The organism is Qipengyuania algicida (assembly GCF_009828025.1).
In the GTDB taxonomy this organism is placed as follows: Bacteria; Pseudomonadota; Alphaproteobacteria; order Sphingomonadales; family Sphingomonadaceae; genus Qipengyuania; species Qipengyuania algicida.
This window is the reverse complement of sequence record NZ_WTYA01000001.1, coordinates 424574-440560: the sequence shown is the minus strand read 5'-3', so window position 1 is coordinate 440560 and position 15987 is coordinate 424574. Positions and strand designations below refer to the sequence as shown.

21 protein-coding genes are annotated in these 15987 nt (G+C 64.4%); 13 read left to right on the top strand and 8 right to left on the bottom strand.

Features of this window, described 5'->3' with window-relative positions; all coding sequences use genetic code 11:
* Window positions 1-224: 224 nt before the first annotated feature.
* From GRI58_RS02205 to GRI58_RS15830, 8 genes are all read right to left on the bottom strand, one after another.
* Window positions 225-947: a sigma-70 family RNA polymerase sigma factor gene (locus GRI58_RS02205; RefSeq protein ID WP_160751905.1), complete on the bottom strand. Its 723-nt coding sequence runs from the start codon at window positions 945-947 to the stop codon at window positions 225-227.
* Window positions 944-3058 carry an FHIPEP family type III secretion protein gene (locus GRI58_RS02200; protein WP_160751904.1) on the bottom strand — a complete coding sequence of 705 codons (2115 nt, stop codon included), beginning with the start codon at window positions 3056-3058 and terminating at the stop codon, window positions 944-946. The genes GRI58_RS02205 and GRI58_RS02200 overlap by 4 nt, the downstream gene beginning before the upstream one ends.
* The gene (locus GRI58_RS02195; protein WP_160751903.1) at window positions 3055-3891 is read right to left on the bottom strand and encodes a lytic transglycosylase domain-containing protein; all 837 of its coding nucleotides are present in this window, start codon (window positions 3889-3891) and stop codon (window positions 3055-3057) included. Before GRI58_RS02195 ends, GRI58_RS02200 begins: the two co-directional genes overlap by 4 nt.
* A gap of 36 nt (window positions 3892-3927) precedes the next feature.
* Complete coding sequence (locus GRI58_RS02190) at window positions 3928-4278, bottom strand: hypothetical protein (protein ID WP_202386731.1); 351 nt, start codon at window positions 4276-4278, stop codon at window positions 3928-3930.
* 4 nt (window positions 4279-4282) lie between these two features.
* Window positions 4283-4564, bottom strand: a complete 282-nt coding sequence (locus GRI58_RS02185; RefSeq protein WP_160751902.1) for a flagellar biosynthesis anti-sigma factor FlgM — start codon at window positions 4562-4564, stop codon at window positions 4283-4285.
* An 80-nt stretch (window positions 4565-4644) separates the two neighbouring features.
* Window positions 4645-5145 carry a flagella basal body P-ring formation protein FlgA gene (locus tag GRI58_RS02180; protein WP_160751901.1) on the bottom strand — a complete coding sequence of 167 codons (501 nt, stop codon included), beginning with the start codon at window positions 5143-5145 and terminating at the stop codon, window positions 4645-4647.
* Window positions 5146-5198: 53 nt separating this feature from the next.
* Window positions 5199-5633: a hypothetical protein gene (locus tag GRI58_RS02175; protein WP_160751900.1), complete on the bottom strand. Its 435-nt coding sequence runs from the start codon at window positions 5631-5633 to the stop codon at window positions 5199-5201.
* The gene (locus tag GRI58_RS15830) at window positions 5630-6304 is read right to left on the bottom strand and encodes a MotA/TolQ/ExbB proton channel family protein (protein WP_160751899.1); all 675 of its coding nucleotides are present in this window, start codon (window positions 6302-6304) and stop codon (window positions 5630-5632) included. Before GRI58_RS15830 ends, GRI58_RS02175 begins: the two co-directional genes overlap by 4 nt.
* A gap of 201 nt (window positions 6305-6505) precedes the next feature.
* Between GRI58_RS15830 and flgB the strand changes: the two genes are divergently transcribed.
* From flgB to GRI58_RS02105, 13 genes are all read left to right on the top strand, one after another.
* Entirely contained in the window at window positions 6506-6853 is a 348-nt protein-coding gene (flgB, locus tag GRI58_RS02165) for a flagellar basal body rod protein FlgB (protein WP_160751898.1), read from the top strand.
* Between the two features lie 14 nt (window positions 6854-6867).
* Entirely contained in the window at window positions 6868-7260 is a 393-nt protein-coding gene (gene flgC / locus GRI58_RS02160) for a flagellar basal body rod protein FlgC (RefSeq protein WP_202386756.1), read from the top strand.
* A complete protein-coding gene (locus GRI58_RS02155) occupies window positions 7257-7541 on the top strand; it encodes a flagellar hook assembly protein FlgD (protein WP_160751896.1) in 285 nt (94 codons plus the stop codon). Before flgC ends, GRI58_RS02155 begins: the two co-directional genes overlap by 4 nt.
* 1 nt (window position 7542) lies before the next feature.
* The gene (locus tag GRI58_RS02150; protein ID WP_160751895.1) at window positions 7543-8358 is read left to right on the top strand and encodes a flagellar hook-basal body complex protein; all 816 of its coding nucleotides are present in this window, start codon (window positions 7543-7545) and stop codon (window positions 8356-8358) included.
* A gap of 6 nt (window positions 8359-8364) precedes the next feature.
* Window positions 8365-9105: a flagellar basal body rod protein FlgF gene (locus GRI58_RS02145; protein ID WP_160751894.1), complete on the top strand. Its 741-nt coding sequence runs from the start codon at window positions 8365-8367 to the stop codon at window positions 9103-9105.
* Window positions 9106-9129: 24 nt separating this feature from the next.
* Complete coding sequence (gene flgG / locus GRI58_RS02140; protein ID WP_160751893.1) at window positions 9130-9918, top strand: flagellar basal-body rod protein FlgG; 789 nt, start codon at window positions 9130-9132, stop codon at window positions 9916-9918.
* A gap of 8 nt (window positions 9919-9926) precedes the next feature.
* Complete coding sequence (locus GRI58_RS02135; protein ID WP_160751892.1) at window positions 9927-10592, top strand: flagellar basal body L-ring protein FlgH; 666 nt, start codon at window positions 9927-9929, stop codon at window positions 10590-10592.
* Window positions 10592-11698: a flagellar basal body P-ring protein FlgI gene (locus GRI58_RS02130; RefSeq protein ID WP_160751891.1), complete on the top strand. Its 1107-nt coding sequence runs from the start codon at window positions 10592-10594 to the stop codon at window positions 11696-11698. Before GRI58_RS02135 ends, GRI58_RS02130 begins: the two co-directional genes overlap by 1 nt.
* 74 nt (window positions 11699-11772) lie before the next feature.
* The gene (locus GRI58_RS02125; RefSeq protein ID WP_160751890.1) at window positions 11773-11994 is read left to right on the top strand and encodes a rod-binding protein; all 222 of its coding nucleotides are present in this window, start codon (window positions 11773-11775) and stop codon (window positions 11992-11994) included.
* A 3-nt stretch (window positions 11995-11997) separates the two neighbouring features.
* Window positions 11998-13338: a flagellar hook-associated protein FlgK gene (gene flgK / locus GRI58_RS02120; RefSeq protein ID WP_160751889.1), complete on the top strand. Its 1341-nt coding sequence runs from the start codon at window positions 11998-12000 to the stop codon at window positions 13336-13338.
* Window positions 13335-14246: a flagellin N-terminal helical domain-containing protein gene (locus tag GRI58_RS02115; protein WP_160751888.1), complete on the top strand. Its 912-nt coding sequence runs from the start codon at window positions 13335-13337 to the stop codon at window positions 14244-14246. Before flgK ends, GRI58_RS02115 begins: the two co-directional genes overlap by 4 nt.
* Before the next feature lie 36 nt (window positions 14247-14282).
* On the top strand, window positions 14283-15146 hold the full coding sequence (motA, locus tag GRI58_RS02110) for a flagellar motor stator protein MotA (RefSeq protein WP_160751887.1): 864 nt from the start codon (window positions 14283-14285) through the stop codon (window positions 15144-15146).
* A 1-nt stretch (window position 15147) separates the two neighbouring features.
* Window positions 15148-15981, top strand: a complete 834-nt coding sequence (locus GRI58_RS02105; RefSeq protein ID WP_160751886.1) for a flagellar motor protein MotB — start codon at window positions 15148-15150, stop codon at window positions 15979-15981.
* Window positions 15982-15987: the final 6 nt, after the last annotated feature.

Here is a 15987-nt window from a genome sequence, read left to right as displayed (position 1 = left end):
CCCTGTGAGCTTGCCGAGCCAATCTCTCCCGACAGCTCCACAATAATGGAGCAAACACACCCAGCTCGGCCATAAAGGTGCGACCACGGCGCAAGGGGCGATTTCTCATTTGTTGGGATTGCGACCCCCGCTGGCATGCGGCCTAAGCTCGCTCCCGAAATGGGGCAAGTGCTTGCAGCAATTTAAGAAGAATGAATCTGGCCTGTCCCGAGCTGGGACGATTTTTATTCCAGACCCTGCTCCAGCCGATCGCGCAACTGGCGGAGTGCAGATGCCTTGAGCTGGTGGATGCGCGGTACCGACACGTCGAGCACCGCTGCGATTTCGGCAAGGTTCAGCTCTTCGAGGAAGTAGAGCTGGATCACCATTTGTAGCCGTTGCGGCAGTGCGGCGATTGCCAACGCCAGTTGCTCACGATCCTGATTGGCGATCACACTTTGCAGGGCATCGGGCCGATCACTATCGTCCGCCAGATCGAGCACTTCCTCCGCGCCGTCGATGGATTCGAGCCGCGGCTCGGGCTGGACCTCGATCGTCGCCAATTCTTCTGCGGTAATTCCGGCCAGCTGCATCACCGCCTCACGCGTGGCGGGCTTGCCCGTTTCCTGCTCGATCAGGCGGCGTGCATCCTCGACCTTCCTTGAAAGTGCGCGGCGGCGGCGTGAACCGGGGCGGGCGGCGCGGATCGCATCGACCATCGCCCCGCGTACGCGCATCTTGGCATAGGCGGCAAACCCGTCTTCGCCTGGGCGGTCGTGGCGACCTGCGCATTCGACCAGCGCGATCATGCCGATCTGGATCAGGTCTTCGACCTCCATCAGATCGGCGACCGAGCCGGAGAAATGCCATGCGAGCTTGCGCACCAACGGCGTGAACCGCTCGACGCGCCCTGCCTGGTCGGACCCATAGGCCTGCGCGGCGGCGATGGCGGAATGGTCATGAATCATCGGGAAGCGATCCTTTCGGGTTCGGCCTGTGCCGAGTGGGCTTGCGGTTCAGCAGCCGCCCCGATGACATCGATCACTTCGATCGGCTGTTCGGGCGGCAATTCGGATATCGACAGCACCGCACATTCAGGTGCGCGGGCGGCGAGGAGCGCGGCCAAAGGTCGGCGTGCGGCAGGTTGGACGATCAGGGCAAGCGGGGTCATTCCCGGCTCGCGTTCCGCGGTCAGCATGGCAATGCGCTCACCGATGGAACGGGCAAGATCGGGTTCGATCACCGCCTGCCCGCTGACCGGGTCGCGCATACCGGTGACGACCATTTCCTCCAGCTCGGCTGCGAGGGTCAGCACCGGCAGTTTCTCGTCCGGGCGGCACAATTGCCCGACCAATTGCGCACCCATGTCGGCGCGCACGAGATCGGTCATGGCGACAGGATCGGTGCTGTCGCCGAGCGCCTGCGCGATACTGGAGAGCAGCGCGACCGGATGGGCGAGATAGATACCGTCCGACACCAGCGAGCGCAGTAGGCGGGTCAATGCGGCCAGCGACAAAGGTTGCGGCGTGATCGCCTCGACCAGAGCCTCGTGCCGCTGGCGCACCGCGCCGAGCCATTCGCGCACTTCGTCGGGGCCGAGCAGGCGGGCTGCGCGGGCCATCAGCAGGCGGTTAACCTGCGTTGCGACGACGCTTTCGCAATCGACCACCAGATAGCCTTCCGCGACGGCATTCTCGCGCTGGCCCGGATCGATCCATACCGCCGGGCAGCCGAAACTTGGGTCGACCGTAAGCGTGCCCGGAATGGCGGCCGAACTGGCGACATCGCCGGTGTCGATGGCCAGCAGGCGCCCCGCCATCAGCTGCGCTCCGCCCAGTGGCGCGCCGCCGAGCATTAGGCGATATTCGTCTGGCCTGAGCGTCAGCGAATCGCGCACCCTGAACTGTTGCAGCACGAAGCCGAGCTGTTCGCACATCTGGCGGCGCAGGCCGGTGAGGCGGTTGACCAGCGGCGCGCCCTTGCGCGGATCGGCAAGGTGCACGAGGCCGTAGCCCAGTTCGATCGTGACCAGGGCGTTGTCGGCGATATCCTCGATCGCGATCTCGGCGGGGTTGGCGGGCGGTGCCTGTGCTTCGCTGACCTTGGCGGCCTCGGCAGCTTCCTCGGCCTTCTTCAGCTTGCGCCACAAGGCAAAGGCGCCACCGGCGAACGGCAGGAACACCGTCTGCGGCATCGCCGGAATGCAGCCGATCACCGCGAGAATGCAGGCGACCGGCAGCCAGTTGCGAGAATGGGCGAACTGCCCGCCGATCTGGCCCGACAGGTCGCGTGCGTCGGACACGCGGGTGACGATGCTGGCCGCTGCGATCGACAGCAGCAGCGCGGGAACCGAAGCGACCAGCGCATCGCCCACCGCCAGCGTGACATAGCGGGCTCCTGCTTCCTGCAGGCTCAGCCCGTGGCTCACCATGCCGAGCACCAGCCCGGCGATCACATTGACCGCCAAGATCAGCAGCGCGGCGATGGCATCGCCCTTCACGAACTTGCTCGCGCCGTCCATCGAACCGTAGAAGTCGGCCTCGGTGGCGATCTCACGGCGGCGGGCCTTCGCTTCATCGGCGGTGACGAGCCCTGCGGCGAGATCGGCATCGATCGCCATCTGCTTGCCGGGCAATGCGTCGAGAGTGAAACGCGCCGACACTTCCGACACGCGGCCCGCGCCTTTGGTGACGACCACCAGGTTGATGATCATCAGGATCAGAAAGACGAAGATGCCGACGGCGAAATTGCCGCCGATCAGGAAGGCCCCGAAAGCCTCGATCACCTTGCCCGCCGCGGCGTCGCCCTGGTGCCCGTTCATCAGCACCACGCGGGTCGAGGCGACGTTGAGCGCAAGGCGCAGCAGCGTCGCGAACAGCAGGACCGATGGAAAGGAGGAGAAGTCGAGCGGCTTGGCCGCGTTCATCGCCGTCATCAGCACTGCGACCGACAGCGCGATGTTGAGCACGAAGAAGACGTCGAGCAACAGCGAAGGGATCGGTACGATCATCAGCAGGATGATCACGAGGATTGCGGCAGGCAGCGCCAGCGCGCGCGAAGCGGGAAGCACGGCGTTCACAGTCCGAACTCCGCCAGTTTGCTATAGGCGGCTGCAACGTGGCGCGCGGCGCGGCTGTTACCGGTCTCGGCATGGCCAAAAGTGCTGGCGAGGATTTCGGACATGGGCTGGAGCGCCGACGCCGCCGGACGATTGGCCGAAGCGAATGATTGCGGCGATTCAAACGCGGGTTGGTCGCTTGCGGCAGCTACGGCAAACCCTTGCCGTTGCGGCAGGTCCATGCCGCCATCGGCAAGCTTGGCCTCCAGCAGCGAACGCACGCTCGAAAGCGAGCGCGCGCCATTGCCATCGTAGAAGATCGAACGGTTGGCCGCAGCAGCTTCGGGAAACAGCGCAGCGGCCGACTGGTTGGGGTCGCCCGCCAGCGCGTTGATGAACCGGCCTGCGCCCGGTGCGCCGAGGAAATGCGCGAGGTAAAGCTCGGTATTGTCAGGTGCGCGTCCGGTCGCGGATTGCAGATAGGCCGCGTTGTCGTTTGAGAGTGCGCCTGCCATGACCGCGGCGGCTTGCGGGTCGAACCGTAAGTCCATCACCTGCTGGCGAAGCGTCGGATCCGAGATATGCGCCTTGCCGCCCTTGGTCCCGATGGCCTCGCTCGCCCAGCCGAGCCCATGCTCGGCACCATGGCGACGCACGGTTTCCAGCCAGGTCTGATTGGTGAACTGGTACAGGCCGGCAGCGCTTGAGGTGCCAGCCTTCGCCTTTGGGTCAAGCGCGGATTCCACCCGCGCCTGCGCCACCATGAAGTCGAAATTTGTCCCTGTGCGACCCGAAGCGCGCGCTATCGTGGACAGGACGTTGTCGGCAGAAGAAACTGCGGCGACATTCGGCATTGGAAACTTCCTCTCGATGTTCGAGGAAAGTTACCTTCAAATATCGTGCCAAGCCGAACGTGCGGGTGAAGTGGCCATGCGAACGGGCGCTTCGTGCGTGGCATAAATGCGTGTCGTTCCCGCCAGCGCATCGAGCCGCGACTGGACGTTGGCGGCGATCAGGTTGCGCATCTTGCGGTTGACCGCGTTCATCCGTTGTGCCGCGTCGAGTAGGCCACGGCATTCGTCGTCGATCGCGTCCGGCCCGTAATCGTCGGACAGCTGGTCGCCGATTGCGCTCTTGCCTTCGGCGCATACCAGGATGCGTTCGAGGTCGAGCTTGGCCAGCGCATCGCGCTCGCCTTCGAGCAGGGCGATCATCTGCCTGAGTTTCTGGGACAGGGCCATCGCGTCAGTCCTTCGCGGCGTTGAGGAGATAAGGGGCGGCGATCATCGCATCGGCAATGCGCGCCGGAATGATGGGGTAACGCTTCTGCTGCACCGCCTGGCGGATCTCGTTGACGCGATCGGTGTCGATCGGCGGAGAGGCATCCTGCGTAACCCTTGCAGTGTCCGCACGAGCGGCAGGACGCGCCTGGGCTTCCTGAGCCGCGCCTTGCGCAACGTTCTTCGCCTTGCCCACGGCGGCGAGCCGGGAAGCGGCGGTTGGTGAGATGGCATCGATGGGCTTCATAGCCTGGGCTCCATAAGTATTACCCAGCAGAACGACCCGATGATTGCCAGTTTAAGGGCAGGCGGTCGGTTTTTGCCGGTTTACGGCAGCGCAATGCCGATCCGCCCCGGTCCGAGCACGCGCCCACTGATCGTCCGGCCCTTGCGAGTTCCGTCCTCGGTGCGCACCGAAACGACATCGCCCGGTGCACCCGCAGCCAGTGCTTCGCCGCGGCCTGCGATCATGAAACCTTGCCCGCTGACCTCGACGCTCACCAGATCTCCGCGCGAGACGACCGGCTGTGCCTGCTCGACCTGCATCAGCGGCACATAGACCGTCCATCCGCCCGGCGTCGGGCAATCGATACGGACGCTGCGACGCGTGGAACCATACCAGCTCGCAACGGGGGTCTGGACGCAGCGCGCAAGTTTCAGCCGGGCGTCGATGGCGCGTGCGGCGCCGCCCGGCTGGCCTATCAGTGCGCCGGTGAATTGCGCGACCAGCTGGTCGAGATCTGCCGGGCTCTCGGTTCCTCCGGCAAGCGCCGGGGAGGCTGCAAATGCCATTGCGGCAGCGGCAAGGGCGGACAAGCGGATGGTCATGGCGATATTCCTCGTAGCGATTGCTCGCCCCGTTTTTAGCAAAGATCGTGCCATTATGGCTGCGCACTCGCCGGTTCGTAGCTCAGCACCGCGCGGGTACGATCGGTCGAGCCTTCGCGCAGCGATACGCGGACAGTCCGCCCGCTCGCTTGCGCGATCCGTTCGAGCTGCGCTGCTTCTTTCCACGCCGCTGCGCGCGACTGCGCGGCGTATTCGACTTCCAGCACCAGTGTGGTGCGTGGATCGACATCCTGCCGCGCCAGCCACGCGCCAAGCTGGCTGCTTGCCGTATCGCCCTGCCAGATGGCGAGGGTGACTTGAGGGTTGGAAGCGGGAGCCGTGGCGGCCGAGCTTGAAGGCGGGGACGCAGGCGGAACGGGCTTTGGTACACGCGACAACGGAAGCGACAGGCTGGCCGTGGTGATGAACAGGATCAACGCCAGATCAGCGAGGATCGTGTGCACCGCATTGATCCGGCGCAGCGTCATGCTGCGAATTTTCCGACTGAAGCCTCGCTATCGCGGGGGCGCAAGGTCGGTTCGGCGCGCGCGACTTCGGTTTCGAGCCACGTAAACAGTTCCTCGCGCTTGGCGTCCTCGGCCTGCGCACGGCGTTCGACGATCTCGGCCAGCGGCGCAGCGACGAAATGCGCGGTGATGAGACCGTAGAACGTCGTCAGCACCGCCATACCCAGCGTGCTGGCCAGATCGGCGGGCGGTCCAGGCGGCCGACCGGCCAACAACCCGAGTGAGATCAGCGTTCCGGCGAGGCCAAGGACGGGGGCGAGTTCGGCCGCCCGTTCGAGGACCAGCCGCGCCTCGCCCGCTCGGGCAAGTCGCCTGCGGCGATGGTCGCGGTGGCGCTCTACCAGCTGCTGGAGCGAGCGGGTCGCAATCAGCGCGTCGGTCGCTTCGTCGAATTCGGCATCGCCGATCGGGCGAGGCTGACTGCGGATCAGTCCGTCGCGCGCGATATCCGCGATCTGGCGGGCAAGGTCCGAACGCGCACGCACCGGGTCGAAGCCCGGACGCAGCGCCTCGACCACGGCATGGATCGCCTTGCGGCACTCCTTCGGGCCGCAATGCAGCACGGTCGCAAAGATGGTGCCGCCGACGACGATGGCGAATGAGGCGGGGTCGATCAGGCTGGTGACGGACACGCTGGCAATTCTCCCATGGGTACGCGCTCAAGGACGGTCGGCGGGCGGCAGAAGTTTAGCCGGGGGCGCATATTTGCCGGTTGCGGCAACGGCTTGCCGGTTTGGGACGGCCGCCACCGCGTGAAACGCATTTGGCACGCTGCTTGCTGATGGAATGGGCGAGGGCGCGCACTGGCGTCCATTGGCAAGGAACTGGATCACATGGCCAACAGCCTTTTCGGCATACACGGCGATGCGCTCGAACTGCGCGGACGGCGGATGACGCTGATCGCCTCCAATATCGCCAATGCCGCGACACCGGGATACAAGGCCCGCGACATCGACTTCGCTGCAGCACTTGCCGCTCGCGAAGCGGGGCAGGGCGCCGATGCGAGCGAGGATGGCGCGCTGCGCTATCGCGTGCCGACCATGGATAGCCTCGACGGCAACACGGTCGAGATGTCGACCGAGCAGGCGGCGTTTTCCGAAAACGCGGTCGCCTATGCGACCACGCTCGAATTCCTCAAGGGCCGGATCGAAACCGTGACCCGCGCGATCCGGGGTGAATGAAGATGGCCGATCGCATGAGCATGTTCGACATCGCCAGCCGCGCCATGTCCGCACAGATGGTGCGTATGAACGCTTCGGCGTCCAACCTTGCCAATGCCGGCAGCGTGGCGGGCAGCGAGGCAGAAGCCTATCGCCCGCTGCGCCCGGTATTCGCCGAAGCTCTCGACGCGGCAGGCGAGGCGAGCACGGTCAGTGTCACCTCGGTCGAACGCGAGGACAAAGCACCCGTGCGACGGCACGACCCATCGCATCCGCTGGCCGATGCCAACGGCGACGTGTGGGAGGCGCCGGTCGATGAAAACGCCGAAATGATCGAGATGCTCGATGCCAGCCGACAATACCGCAACATGGTCGAAGCGCTCAGCACGGCCAAGCAACTTATGCTCGAAACCGTGAGGATGAAATGAGTTCAATCACTTCGCTTTCGCCGCTCGCCACATCCACCGCCGCACCCGTAGCCGGGCGCGACTGGACGGATCTGGGGCAGGCCGACTTTATCAAGCTGCTGACCGTGCAGATGCAGCAGCAGGATCCCTTCGATCCGGTCGATAACAAGGAGATGCTGGCGCAAATGGCGCAATTCTCCTCGCTCGCCGGGACCACTGAAATGGGTGACACGCTGAAAGCGATCGAGGCCAAGCTCGACACGCTCAGCCAGGCCCTGACCGCTTCTTCGCAGGAGAATTGACATGTCTTTCTACACTTCACTCACCGGGCTTAAGAACGCCCAGACCGACCTAGGCGTGATTTCGCACAACATTGCCAACGCCGAGACCGGCGGATTCAAGAAAAGCGACACCAGCTTTGCCGATATCGTCGCGGTTTCGGTACTGACCGATCCGTCGCTCACGATGGGGATCGGCTCGCGCGTGTCGTCGATCAAGCAGAGCTTCTCGCTCGGTCCGATCGAGCAGACCGGTTCTGCACTCGACGTCGCTATCAATGGAGAGGGCTTCTTCACTATGGCCGCGCCCGGTTCGGGCAAGGTTTCGGTGACCCGCGCGGGCAATTTCGACATGGACGAGAACGGCTATGTCGTGAACAATCAGGGCGATCGCCTGCAGGTGTTCCCGGTCGATGCCAATGGCGTGCCGACCTCCACCACCACGACCATTGACGCGCTTGCCCCGCCGACCAACACCGCCGGCGCTGCGTTTTCCGGCATTGCGGTCAAGAACACCGGCGAAGTCGCCGCTTCCTATGACGATGGCACGATCGTTCCGATCGGCGTGGTCGCGGTCGCCGGCTTCATGTCGCCGACCGGTTTGCGCCAGATCGGCTCGGCCAGCTGGGAACCCAGCGGCCAGTCGGGTGCGATTCAGTACGGCATTCCCGGCAACGGTCGGTCCGGCTTGCTTCTGTCGGGCGCGCTCGAACGCTCCAACGTCGACATCGCCGAGGAACTGGTCGGGCTGATTACCGCCCAGCGCAACTTCCAGGCGAACGCCAAGGCGATCGACACTGCGACGCAGATTTCGCAGTCGATCATCAACATCCGGACCTGATCTTAAATGGACCGGCTGATCTACACCGCCCTTTCGGGGATGCAGGCTTCGATGAACCGCCAGCGGGTCATCGCCAGCAACATGGCCAACGCCCGCACGATCGGTTTTCGGGCGGAGCTGGCCGACCAGCGTCCCGTGACAGTCGCGGGCGAGGAGCCGGAGGTGCGTGCGCAGCAGCAAGCGCTGGTGCGCGCCGCCGACATGTCTCAGGGCGAACTCATGCGCACCGACCGCCCGCTCGATATTGCGATCGAGGGGGAAGCATTGCTGGGCGTGCAGGCCGAGGATGGCAGCGAAGCCTATACGCGGCGCGGCGATCTGCAGGTCACGGGGACGGGTCTGCTCGTCAATGGCGAGGGGCTTCCCGTGCTGGGCGAGGGCGGTCCGATCACCGTGCCCCTGACCGGCAAGATCACCATCGCCGAAGACGGCTCGGTAACTGTCGCCGATCCGGCAACGCCCGAAGCCCAGCCGGTCGAGATCGCCCGACTGAAGCTTGGCAACCCGGTGGGGAGCCCTGTTTCGAAGGGTCTCGACGGGCTGTTCCGCGTCGAAGGTGGCGGAATTCTGCCATCGGACGAGGCGGCTAAGGTAAAACCCGGATATCTCGAACAATCCAACGTGAAACCGACCGAAGTACTGGTTGAAATGATCGATCAGCAGAGACTTTTCGCCATGCGCGGAAAGCTTGTGAGCACCGCACGCGAGCTCGACGAGAGCGGCGCGCAGCTCATGCGGCTCAGCTGACCGGTCCATTAGGGGGAACAGACAATGCCAACATCGGCTCTTCAGGTGGCCCGCACCGGGCTCGAGGCACAGGACGCGCGGATGCGCGTGATCTCGAACAACCTCGCCAACGTCAACACCACCGCATTCAAGCGCGACCGGGCAAATTTCGCGACGCTCGCCTATCAGGATGCACGGGTTGCGGGCGAACGCTCAAGCGCGGAAACCGCTTACGCGACCGGGCTCAACCTCGGCACAGGTGTGGCGGTCCAGTCGACCAGCCAGATCATGACGCAAGGTGCGCTCAACAACACCGGCAACGCGCTCGACCTCGCGCTTGAAGGCGACGGATATTTTCAGGTGCAGATGCCCGGCGGTCAGCTCGGCTACACCCGTGCGGGCAATTTCACTCGTTCGGCGGAAGGTCAGTTGGTGACGCAGCAAGGCTATCCGGTGCAACCGGCGATCACCGTCCCAGAGGGCGCGAGCGCGATTACCGTTGCGCCCGACGGCACCGTGTCGGCACAGCTTGCGGGTCAGTCCGATCCGGCGGAGCTGGGCCAGCTTCAAGTCGCCAGCTTCGCCAATCCATCGGGCCTGCGAGCGCTGGGAGATAACTTCCTGTCCGAAACGGCTGCATCCGGCGCGGCTCAGCTCGGGCCGGGTGGGCAGAACGGGGCGGGAAATATCCGTCAGGGAATGCTCGAAGCCTCGAACGTCAATGTCGTCGAAGAACTGGTCGACATGATCGAATGCCAGCGCGCCTATGAGGTGAACTCGAAGATGGTCTCCGCCGTCGACGAGATGCTGCGCAACGCCAACCAGACGCTGTGAGCATCGCCATGAACCAGACTTTCCGCTTTGCCGCAGTTGCGGCCTGCTCCGCCATGCTGTGCGCCTGTGGTGCGGCCCGCCCCACCGGTTTTACCGCGGCATTGCCCCCGCCGCCCGTTGCAAGCGCAGCGGTGCAACCGGCGAACGGTGCTATCTTCCAGTCGGCGAACGGCTATGCGCCGCTTCACTATGGCCAGCGCGCGCGTAGCGTGGGCGACCCGGTCACGGTGGTACTCGCCGAACGCACCACGACCGCCAAGTCGGCCAGCGGCAAGACCAGCCGCGATGGCTCGCTATCTTTGACGCCGCCCAGCGTCGGTCCGTTCTCTTTTAATCCCAATATCCTTAATTCCGGGGCGAGCGGGTCGTTCAATGGAAAGGGCGATGCTGCGCAAGCCTCTTCTCTTTCGGGTGCGATTACCGTGACGATTGCAGAGGTTCTTCCTGGCGGCATCGCGCGTATCCGAGGGGAAAAAATCATGGATCTGAGTCAGGGACAGGAATGGATACAGCTGACCGGCATCATCCGGCTGGCCGATATCTCGTCCGACAACCAGATTCTGAGCACCCGCATTGCCGACGCGCAGATTGCCTATTCGGGCAAGGGTTCGGTCCAGCGCAGTGCGCGCGAGGGCTGGCTCTCCAAGTTCTTTTCGATGGTGAGCCCGTTCTGATGTCCCGCTTCGCCATCCTCATCACGCCGTTTCTCTGGCTCGCCATGCTGGTGATGCCGGTGGCCGCCCACGCTGAGCGCGTGCGCGATCTCGGCAGCTTCCAGTCGGTTCGGTCCAACCAGTTGACCGGCTATGGCATCGTTGTGGGCCTCGATGGGACGGGAGACGACAATCTCGCCTATCTGACGCAGGCCATGCGCGGCGTTTCGGGCCGCTTCGGGCTGCAATTGCCGGCCGGAGTCAATCCGGCGCTCAAGAATGCGGCGGCGGTGATGATTACCGCCGAACTGCCCGCCTTCGCCAAGCCCGGCCAGCGGATCGACATCACCGTGTCCACCATCGGCAAGGCCAAGTCGCTGCGCGGCGGCGCGCTAATCCTCACCCCGCTCTATGGTGCGGATGGCGAGATCTACGCGATGGCCCAGGGCAACCTCGCGGTTGCTGGTCTGGGCGTGTCGGGCAAGGACGGTTCCAAGCTGACCGTCAACGTACCCACGGTCGGGCGGATTCCCGAAGGTGCCAGCGTGGAACGCGCGGTCGCGACCGGTTTCGACAGCGCCCCGGTACTGCGCTGGAACCTCTCGCAGGCCGATTTTCTCACCGCCTCGCGCGTTCGCGATGCGATCAACTCTGCCTATCCCGGCATTGCCACGATCGAGGACGGGGTCACTTTGGCCCTGACACTGCCTATGGGTGCGAACGAGCGTGCCGGGATGATGGCGCGGATCGAAATGCTCGACGTGACTCCGGCGGAAACCGCCGCCAAGGTGATCGTCAATTCGCGCTCGGGCACGGTGGTGATCTCCAAGATGGTAAGGCTGTCGCCCGCTGCGATCAGCCATGGCAGCCTGATCCTGCGCGTGGAAGAAAATCCGCAAGTCAGCCAGCCCGCGCCGTTTTCCAAGGGCAAGACGGCCGTCGTTCCCGATAGTACTATCACCGCCGAACAGCAGGGCAACCATGTCGCCCTGTTTGAACCTGGCGCATCGCTGTCCGACGTGGTTGCCGCGCTCAATGCGCTGGGGGCCAGCCCTTCCGACCTCGTCGCCATTCTTGAAGCGCTCAAACAGGCCGGTTCGCTGCGCGCCGAAATGGTGGTGATATGATTTCCGCAGGTTCCCTGGGCCTCGGCCCCGTCGCGTCTCCCGGTGTCAAGGCACCGGGGGACGGGGCGAAAGGTATGCGCGAGGCGGCGCAAGGCGTCGAGGCGATGTTCCTGCGCCAGCTGCTCTCTGCGGCGCGCGCCGGATCGCTGGCGGGCGAAGACGACATCTTCGGCAGCTCCTCGCAGGACACGTTCACCGAAATGCGCGATGCCCGCTTCGCCGAGATTGCCGCGCAAAGCGGCGCCATCGGCCTGTCGCAGATGCTCGCGAAGTCGCTGGCCAAGGAAGGATCATAAATCATGGCGAGCGACCTCCTCACTATCGGTGCCAGCGGTGCACGCGCAGCGCGCAGCGCGCTCGATGTCACCGCGCAGAATATCGCCAACGCGAATACCGAGGGCTATGTTCGCCGGTCGGTATCGCTCGAGGAAGTCGCCGGTGCCGGCTCGGCATGGCGCCAGCAGGATCTGACGCTGGCCGGGGTGCGCGTCGCCGGGGTTGATCGCAACGTCGACCTGTTCCGCCAGAGCGAGGTTCGCCGCACGTCGGGCGATGCCTCGCGCGCGAGCGCGGAATTGCAGGGGCTCGAAAACATCGAATCGGCAGTCGAGCAGGCGCGGCCCTATGAGGCGGTCGTCGGCTTCGAAGCAGCCTTGCGCCAGCTCGCCTCCGATCCATTGTCTTCCGATCTTCGGGCGGCGGCTATCGGCGCGGCGCAATCGATGGCGGGCGCGTTCAATCTTGCCTCCTCCAGCCTCGGCGCCGTAGGCGCAGGCGCGACCTTCTCGGCTAACGCTGGCGTCGAGGATATCAACAGCTTTGCGACCCAGATCGCACGCATCAACCGCAACATCGCCCGCACCGGCGCGGGCAGCAGCGAGCGGGCCACGCTGCTCGACCAGCGTGACAATTTGCTGGGCCAGATGGCCGATACGGCGGATGTCTCGATAAGTTTCAAAGGCGATGGCCAGGTCGCGGTGCGCATGGGCGGTGCAAGCGGCCCGGCACTGGTCGACGGCATCAATACCGGCACGCTGAACATGAGCGTACAGGCCGATGGTACGCTGGCCTTCGATGTCGACGGCACGGCCGTCACCATCGCTTCGGGTGAGTTGGCGGGTCACGCCTCGACGCTGACTGCGGTGAACGATGCGCGGACACAGCTGGATGCTTCGGCCAATGGCATCGCCGCGATCGTCAACAGCTCGCAGGCAGCGGGCGTGGATCGCGCGGGCAATTCCGGCCAACCGCTGTTCTCCGGCACTGGCGCAGCGGGCTTGACCGTCGCGACCACCGATGGCGCTGCTTTGGCCACCGCACCCGCGGGATCCGGGGCGCAAAGCCTCGACGGTGGCAATCTGTCGGCGCTGATCGGCGCACTCGACAGCGGCGGCGTGGCGAGCGGCCTCAGCAATTCGATCTACCAGCTGTCGCAGCGCGCTTCCGACCAGCAGATGACCTCCGATGCGCTGGGCGCGATAGCCTCGGGCGCGAAGATCGCGCTCGATCAGCAGAGCGGGGTCGACCTCGATCAGGAGGCAGCCAATCTGGTGCGCTTCCAGCAGGCGTTCCAGGCTTCGGCACGCTCCATGCAAGCCGCCAGCGACATTTTCGATACGCTTCTGGGAGTGGGCCGATGACCTCCGTTAGCACGTCTGCCTTCTATGAGCGCGCCAATCTCCAGCTCTCCACCTTGCGCCGCAAGGCCGAGAGCGCGCAGGGCCAGATCTCGTCCGGATCGCGGCTGGTGCGGTCTTCCGACGATCCGGTCGCCGCCGCTCGGTTGCGCGATCTGGCGCGGCAGGAAGCACTTTCCGGGGTGGACCAGCGCAATTCCGATACCGCTTCGAGCAAGCTCGAACAGGCCTCCAGCGCGCTCACGGAAATGAGCGACATCGCCATCCGCGCGCGCGAACTCGCGCTGCAGGCGGGAAGCGACACGCTTTCCGTGCAAGATCGCCGCTCAATCGGCGACGAACTGGCGAGTCTGCGCAACGCGCTGGTCGATCTGGCCGGAAGCAGGGACGGGTTTGGCAACGCGCTGTTCGGGGGCCAGTTGTCAGGCAAGGCCTACCAACCATCGGGCAATGGCGCGACTTACGTCGGCACGGCGCAACCCGCCTCGATCGACCTTGGCGACGGGCAGATGGTCGATGTCAGCATGACCGGCCCGGACGTGTTCAACTTCACCAGCAATGGCACACCGACCGATCTGTTTTCGACCATCGGCGATCTGGCCGCTGCCTTGCAAGGCGGTGCCAGCAATGGCGCTAGCCTTGCCAGCGGTTCGCTCGATGCGCTCGACACCGGGCTGGGCAAGCTGACCACCGCGCAAACCGTGGTGGGCACGCGCCTCACATGGATCGACACGCTCGATCAACGCCGCACGGAACATTCCGAGTCGATCGCTCAGGAAAAATCCGATGTCGGCGGTGTCGATCTCGCCAGCGCGATCACCGGCTTGCAGCAAACAATGACCGTACTCGAAGCCAGCCAGGCCAGCTTCGTCAAACTCGCCAATCTCTCGCTGTTCAGCCTGTTGCGCTGAGCTTTCGCGTCTGCTTTCGATAGGGATCAACCCACCATGTTCGCTGCAATCGGTATTGTCATCCTGCTGGTCATGGTGTTCGGTGGCTTCGCTATCACTGGAGGCGCGCTCGGTCCGGTGATGCACGCCATCCCGCACGAAATGCTGATCATCGGCGGCGCGGCCATCGGTGCGGTCGTCGCGGGTAATTCGATGCATGAATTGAAGGCGATCGGCGGATCGTTCGCCAAAATCTTCAAGGGGCCACGCCATTCCAAGCAGGACCATATCGACGCTATCGCGCTGACGACGCAGCTGATGAAGATGATGCGTACCGAAGGGCCGGTGGCGCTTGAAAGCCATCTCGAAGCACCTGAAAATTCGGCGATCTTTGCGCAATATCCGGCGTTGCTGGCGAACAAGCCGCTGATTTCGCTGATTAGCGATGCGCTCACGTTGATCGTGGTGTCTTCCGGCACGCTCGATACCCATGCGGTGGAAGAGGTGATGGACAATGCGCTCAAGACCCATTTCCACGAGATGCAGGAGCCACAGCACGCGCTCCAGAGCCTCGCCGATGCCTTGCCCGCTCTGGGCATCGTCGCCGCCGTGCTCGGCGTGGTGAAGACCATGGGCTCAATCGACGAGCCGCCCAGCGTCCTTGGCGGGATGATCGGTTCGGCGCTGGTCGGCACTTTCATGGGCGTGTTGCTGGCCTATGGCATCGTCGCCCCGCTCGCCGGACGGTTGAAGCAGGTGCTCGATGCGGACGAACAAATTTTCCATGCGGTCAAGCAGGTCATCATCGCCAGCCTTCATGGCCATCCGCAACCGCTGGTGGTGGAAAGCGCGCGTTCGGGCCTTGGCCATGCCTTCCGTCCCGGCCTGTCCGAGCTGCTCGACAGCCTGAGGAAGCGCTGAAATGGCGAGCGCAGCCAAACGCGGCAAGAACGAGCCGCCCGCCCCGATCATCGTCAAGAAAGTGACCGTCGTCGAAGGCGGCCACCACGGCGGCGCGTGGAAAGTCGCCTATGCCGACTTCGTGACCGCGATGATGGCGTTTTTCCTGCTGCTATGGCTGCTGGGCGCGACGACCGAGGACCAGCGCAAGGGTCTGGCGGATTACTTCACGCCGACGCTCGTGAAAACCAAGGAACAAAGCGCCGGTTCGTTCGGCCCCCTGGGCGGAAGTTCGCTGACCGACGTCGACAATTACCCGCACGCAATGGGGCAGACGGGCACGCGTTCCATTACAGTCCCGCGCGATACCACCGGCGGGCCGAAGGAAGGCGGCAGCGCGGCGAAGCGCGTGCGCTCTTCGCTTGAGGAGAAGGTCGCGACCAACGCCAGATTGCGTCGTCTTTTGCGGCAGGTGCGGATGGTCGATACGACCGAAGGCACGCGGATCGATCTGGTCGACGATGCCGATTTCTCGATGTTCACTTTGGGCACCACGATGATGAGCAAGGACGCGCGCGACCTGGTCAAAGCCTTGTCTGAAGTTGTCGGGGCCGAAGGCGGAGAGCTGACGATCCGTGGTCATACCGATGCCCTGCCGTGGAAGGACCGCCATAATGGCAACAATTGGTCGCTGTCCGCCGGGCGAGCAGAGGCGACGCGGCAGGAGATGGTCCGCGACGGTATAGCCCTGAGCCGGTTTCGCCGGATCGAGGGTGTCGCCGATCGTGAACCACTGATCTCTGATAATCCCGAAGACCCGCGCAATCGAAGGATCTCGATCCTGCTGTCGAACTGATCGCTC

Excerpts from the sequence above, each read along its gene's own strand:
- flgC (WP_202386756.1), top strand. The coding sequence starts at position 6,868 with ATGAGCATGTTCGACATCGCCAGCCGCGCCATGTCCGCACAGATGGTG.
- GRI58_RS02135 (WP_160751892.1), top strand. The coding sequence starts at position 9,927 with ATGAACCAGACTTTCCGCTTTGCCGCAGTTGCGGCCTGCTCCGCCATG.
- GRI58_RS02185 (WP_160751902.1), bottom strand. The coding sequence starts at position 4,564 with ATGAAGCCCATCGATGCCATCTCACCAACCGCCGCTTCCCGGCTCGCC.
- GRI58_RS02155 (WP_160751896.1), top strand. The coding sequence starts at position 7,257 with ATGAGTTCAATCACTTCGCTTTCGCCGCTCGCCACATCCACCGCCGCA.
- GRI58_RS02115 (WP_160751888.1), top strand. The coding sequence starts at position 13,335 with ATGACCTCCGTTAGCACGTCTGCCTTCTATGAGCGCGCCAATCTCCAG.
- motA (WP_160751887.1), top strand. The coding sequence starts at position 14,283 with ATGTTCGCTGCAATCGGTATTGTCATCCTGCTGGTCATGGTGTTCGGT.
- GRI58_RS02180 (WP_160751901.1), bottom strand. The coding sequence starts at position 5,145 with ATGACCATCCGCTTGTCCGCCCTTGCCGCTGCCGCAATGGCATTTGCA.
- GRI58_RS02125 (WP_160751890.1), top strand. The coding sequence starts at position 11,773 with ATGCGCGAGGCGGCGCAAGGCGTCGAGGCGATGTTCCTGCGCCAGCTG.
- GRI58_RS02195 (WP_160751903.1), bottom strand. The coding sequence starts at position 3,891 with ATGCCGAATGTCGCCGCAGTTTCTTCTGCCGACAACGTCCTGTCCACG.
- GRI58_RS02145 (WP_160751894.1), top strand. The coding sequence starts at position 8,365 with ATGGACCGGCTGATCTACACCGCCCTTTCGGGGATGCAGGCTTCGATG.
- GRI58_RS02130 (WP_160751891.1), top strand. The coding sequence starts at position 10,592 with ATGTCCCGCTTCGCCATCCTCATCACGCCGTTTCTCTGGCTCGCCATG.
- GRI58_RS02150 (WP_160751895.1), top strand. The coding sequence starts at position 7,543 with ATGTCTTTCTACACTTCACTCACCGGGCTTAAGAACGCCCAGACCGAC.
- GRI58_RS02190 (WP_202386731.1), bottom strand. The coding sequence starts at position 4,278 with ATGGCCCTGTCCCAGAAACTCAGGCAGATGATCGCCCTGCTCGAAGGC.
- GRI58_RS02175 (WP_160751900.1), bottom strand. The coding sequence starts at position 5,633 with ATGACGCTGCGCCGGATCAATGCGGTGCACACGATCCTCGCTGATCTG.
- flgK (WP_160751889.1), top strand. The coding sequence starts at position 11,998 with ATGGCGAGCGACCTCCTCACTATCGGTGCCAGCGGTGCACGCGCAGCG.
- flgB (WP_160751898.1), top strand. The coding sequence starts at position 6,506 with ATGGCCAACAGCCTTTTCGGCATACACGGCGATGCGCTCGAACTGCGC.
- GRI58_RS02205 (WP_160751905.1), bottom strand. The coding sequence starts at position 947 with ATGATTCATGACCATTCCGCCATCGCCGCCGCGCAGGCCTATGGGTCC.
- flgG (WP_160751893.1), top strand. The coding sequence starts at position 9,130 with ATGCCAACATCGGCTCTTCAGGTGGCCCGCACCGGGCTCGAGGCACAG.
- GRI58_RS02105 (WP_160751886.1), top strand. The coding sequence starts at position 15,148 with ATGGCGAGCGCAGCCAAACGCGGCAAGAACGAGCCGCCCGCCCCGATC.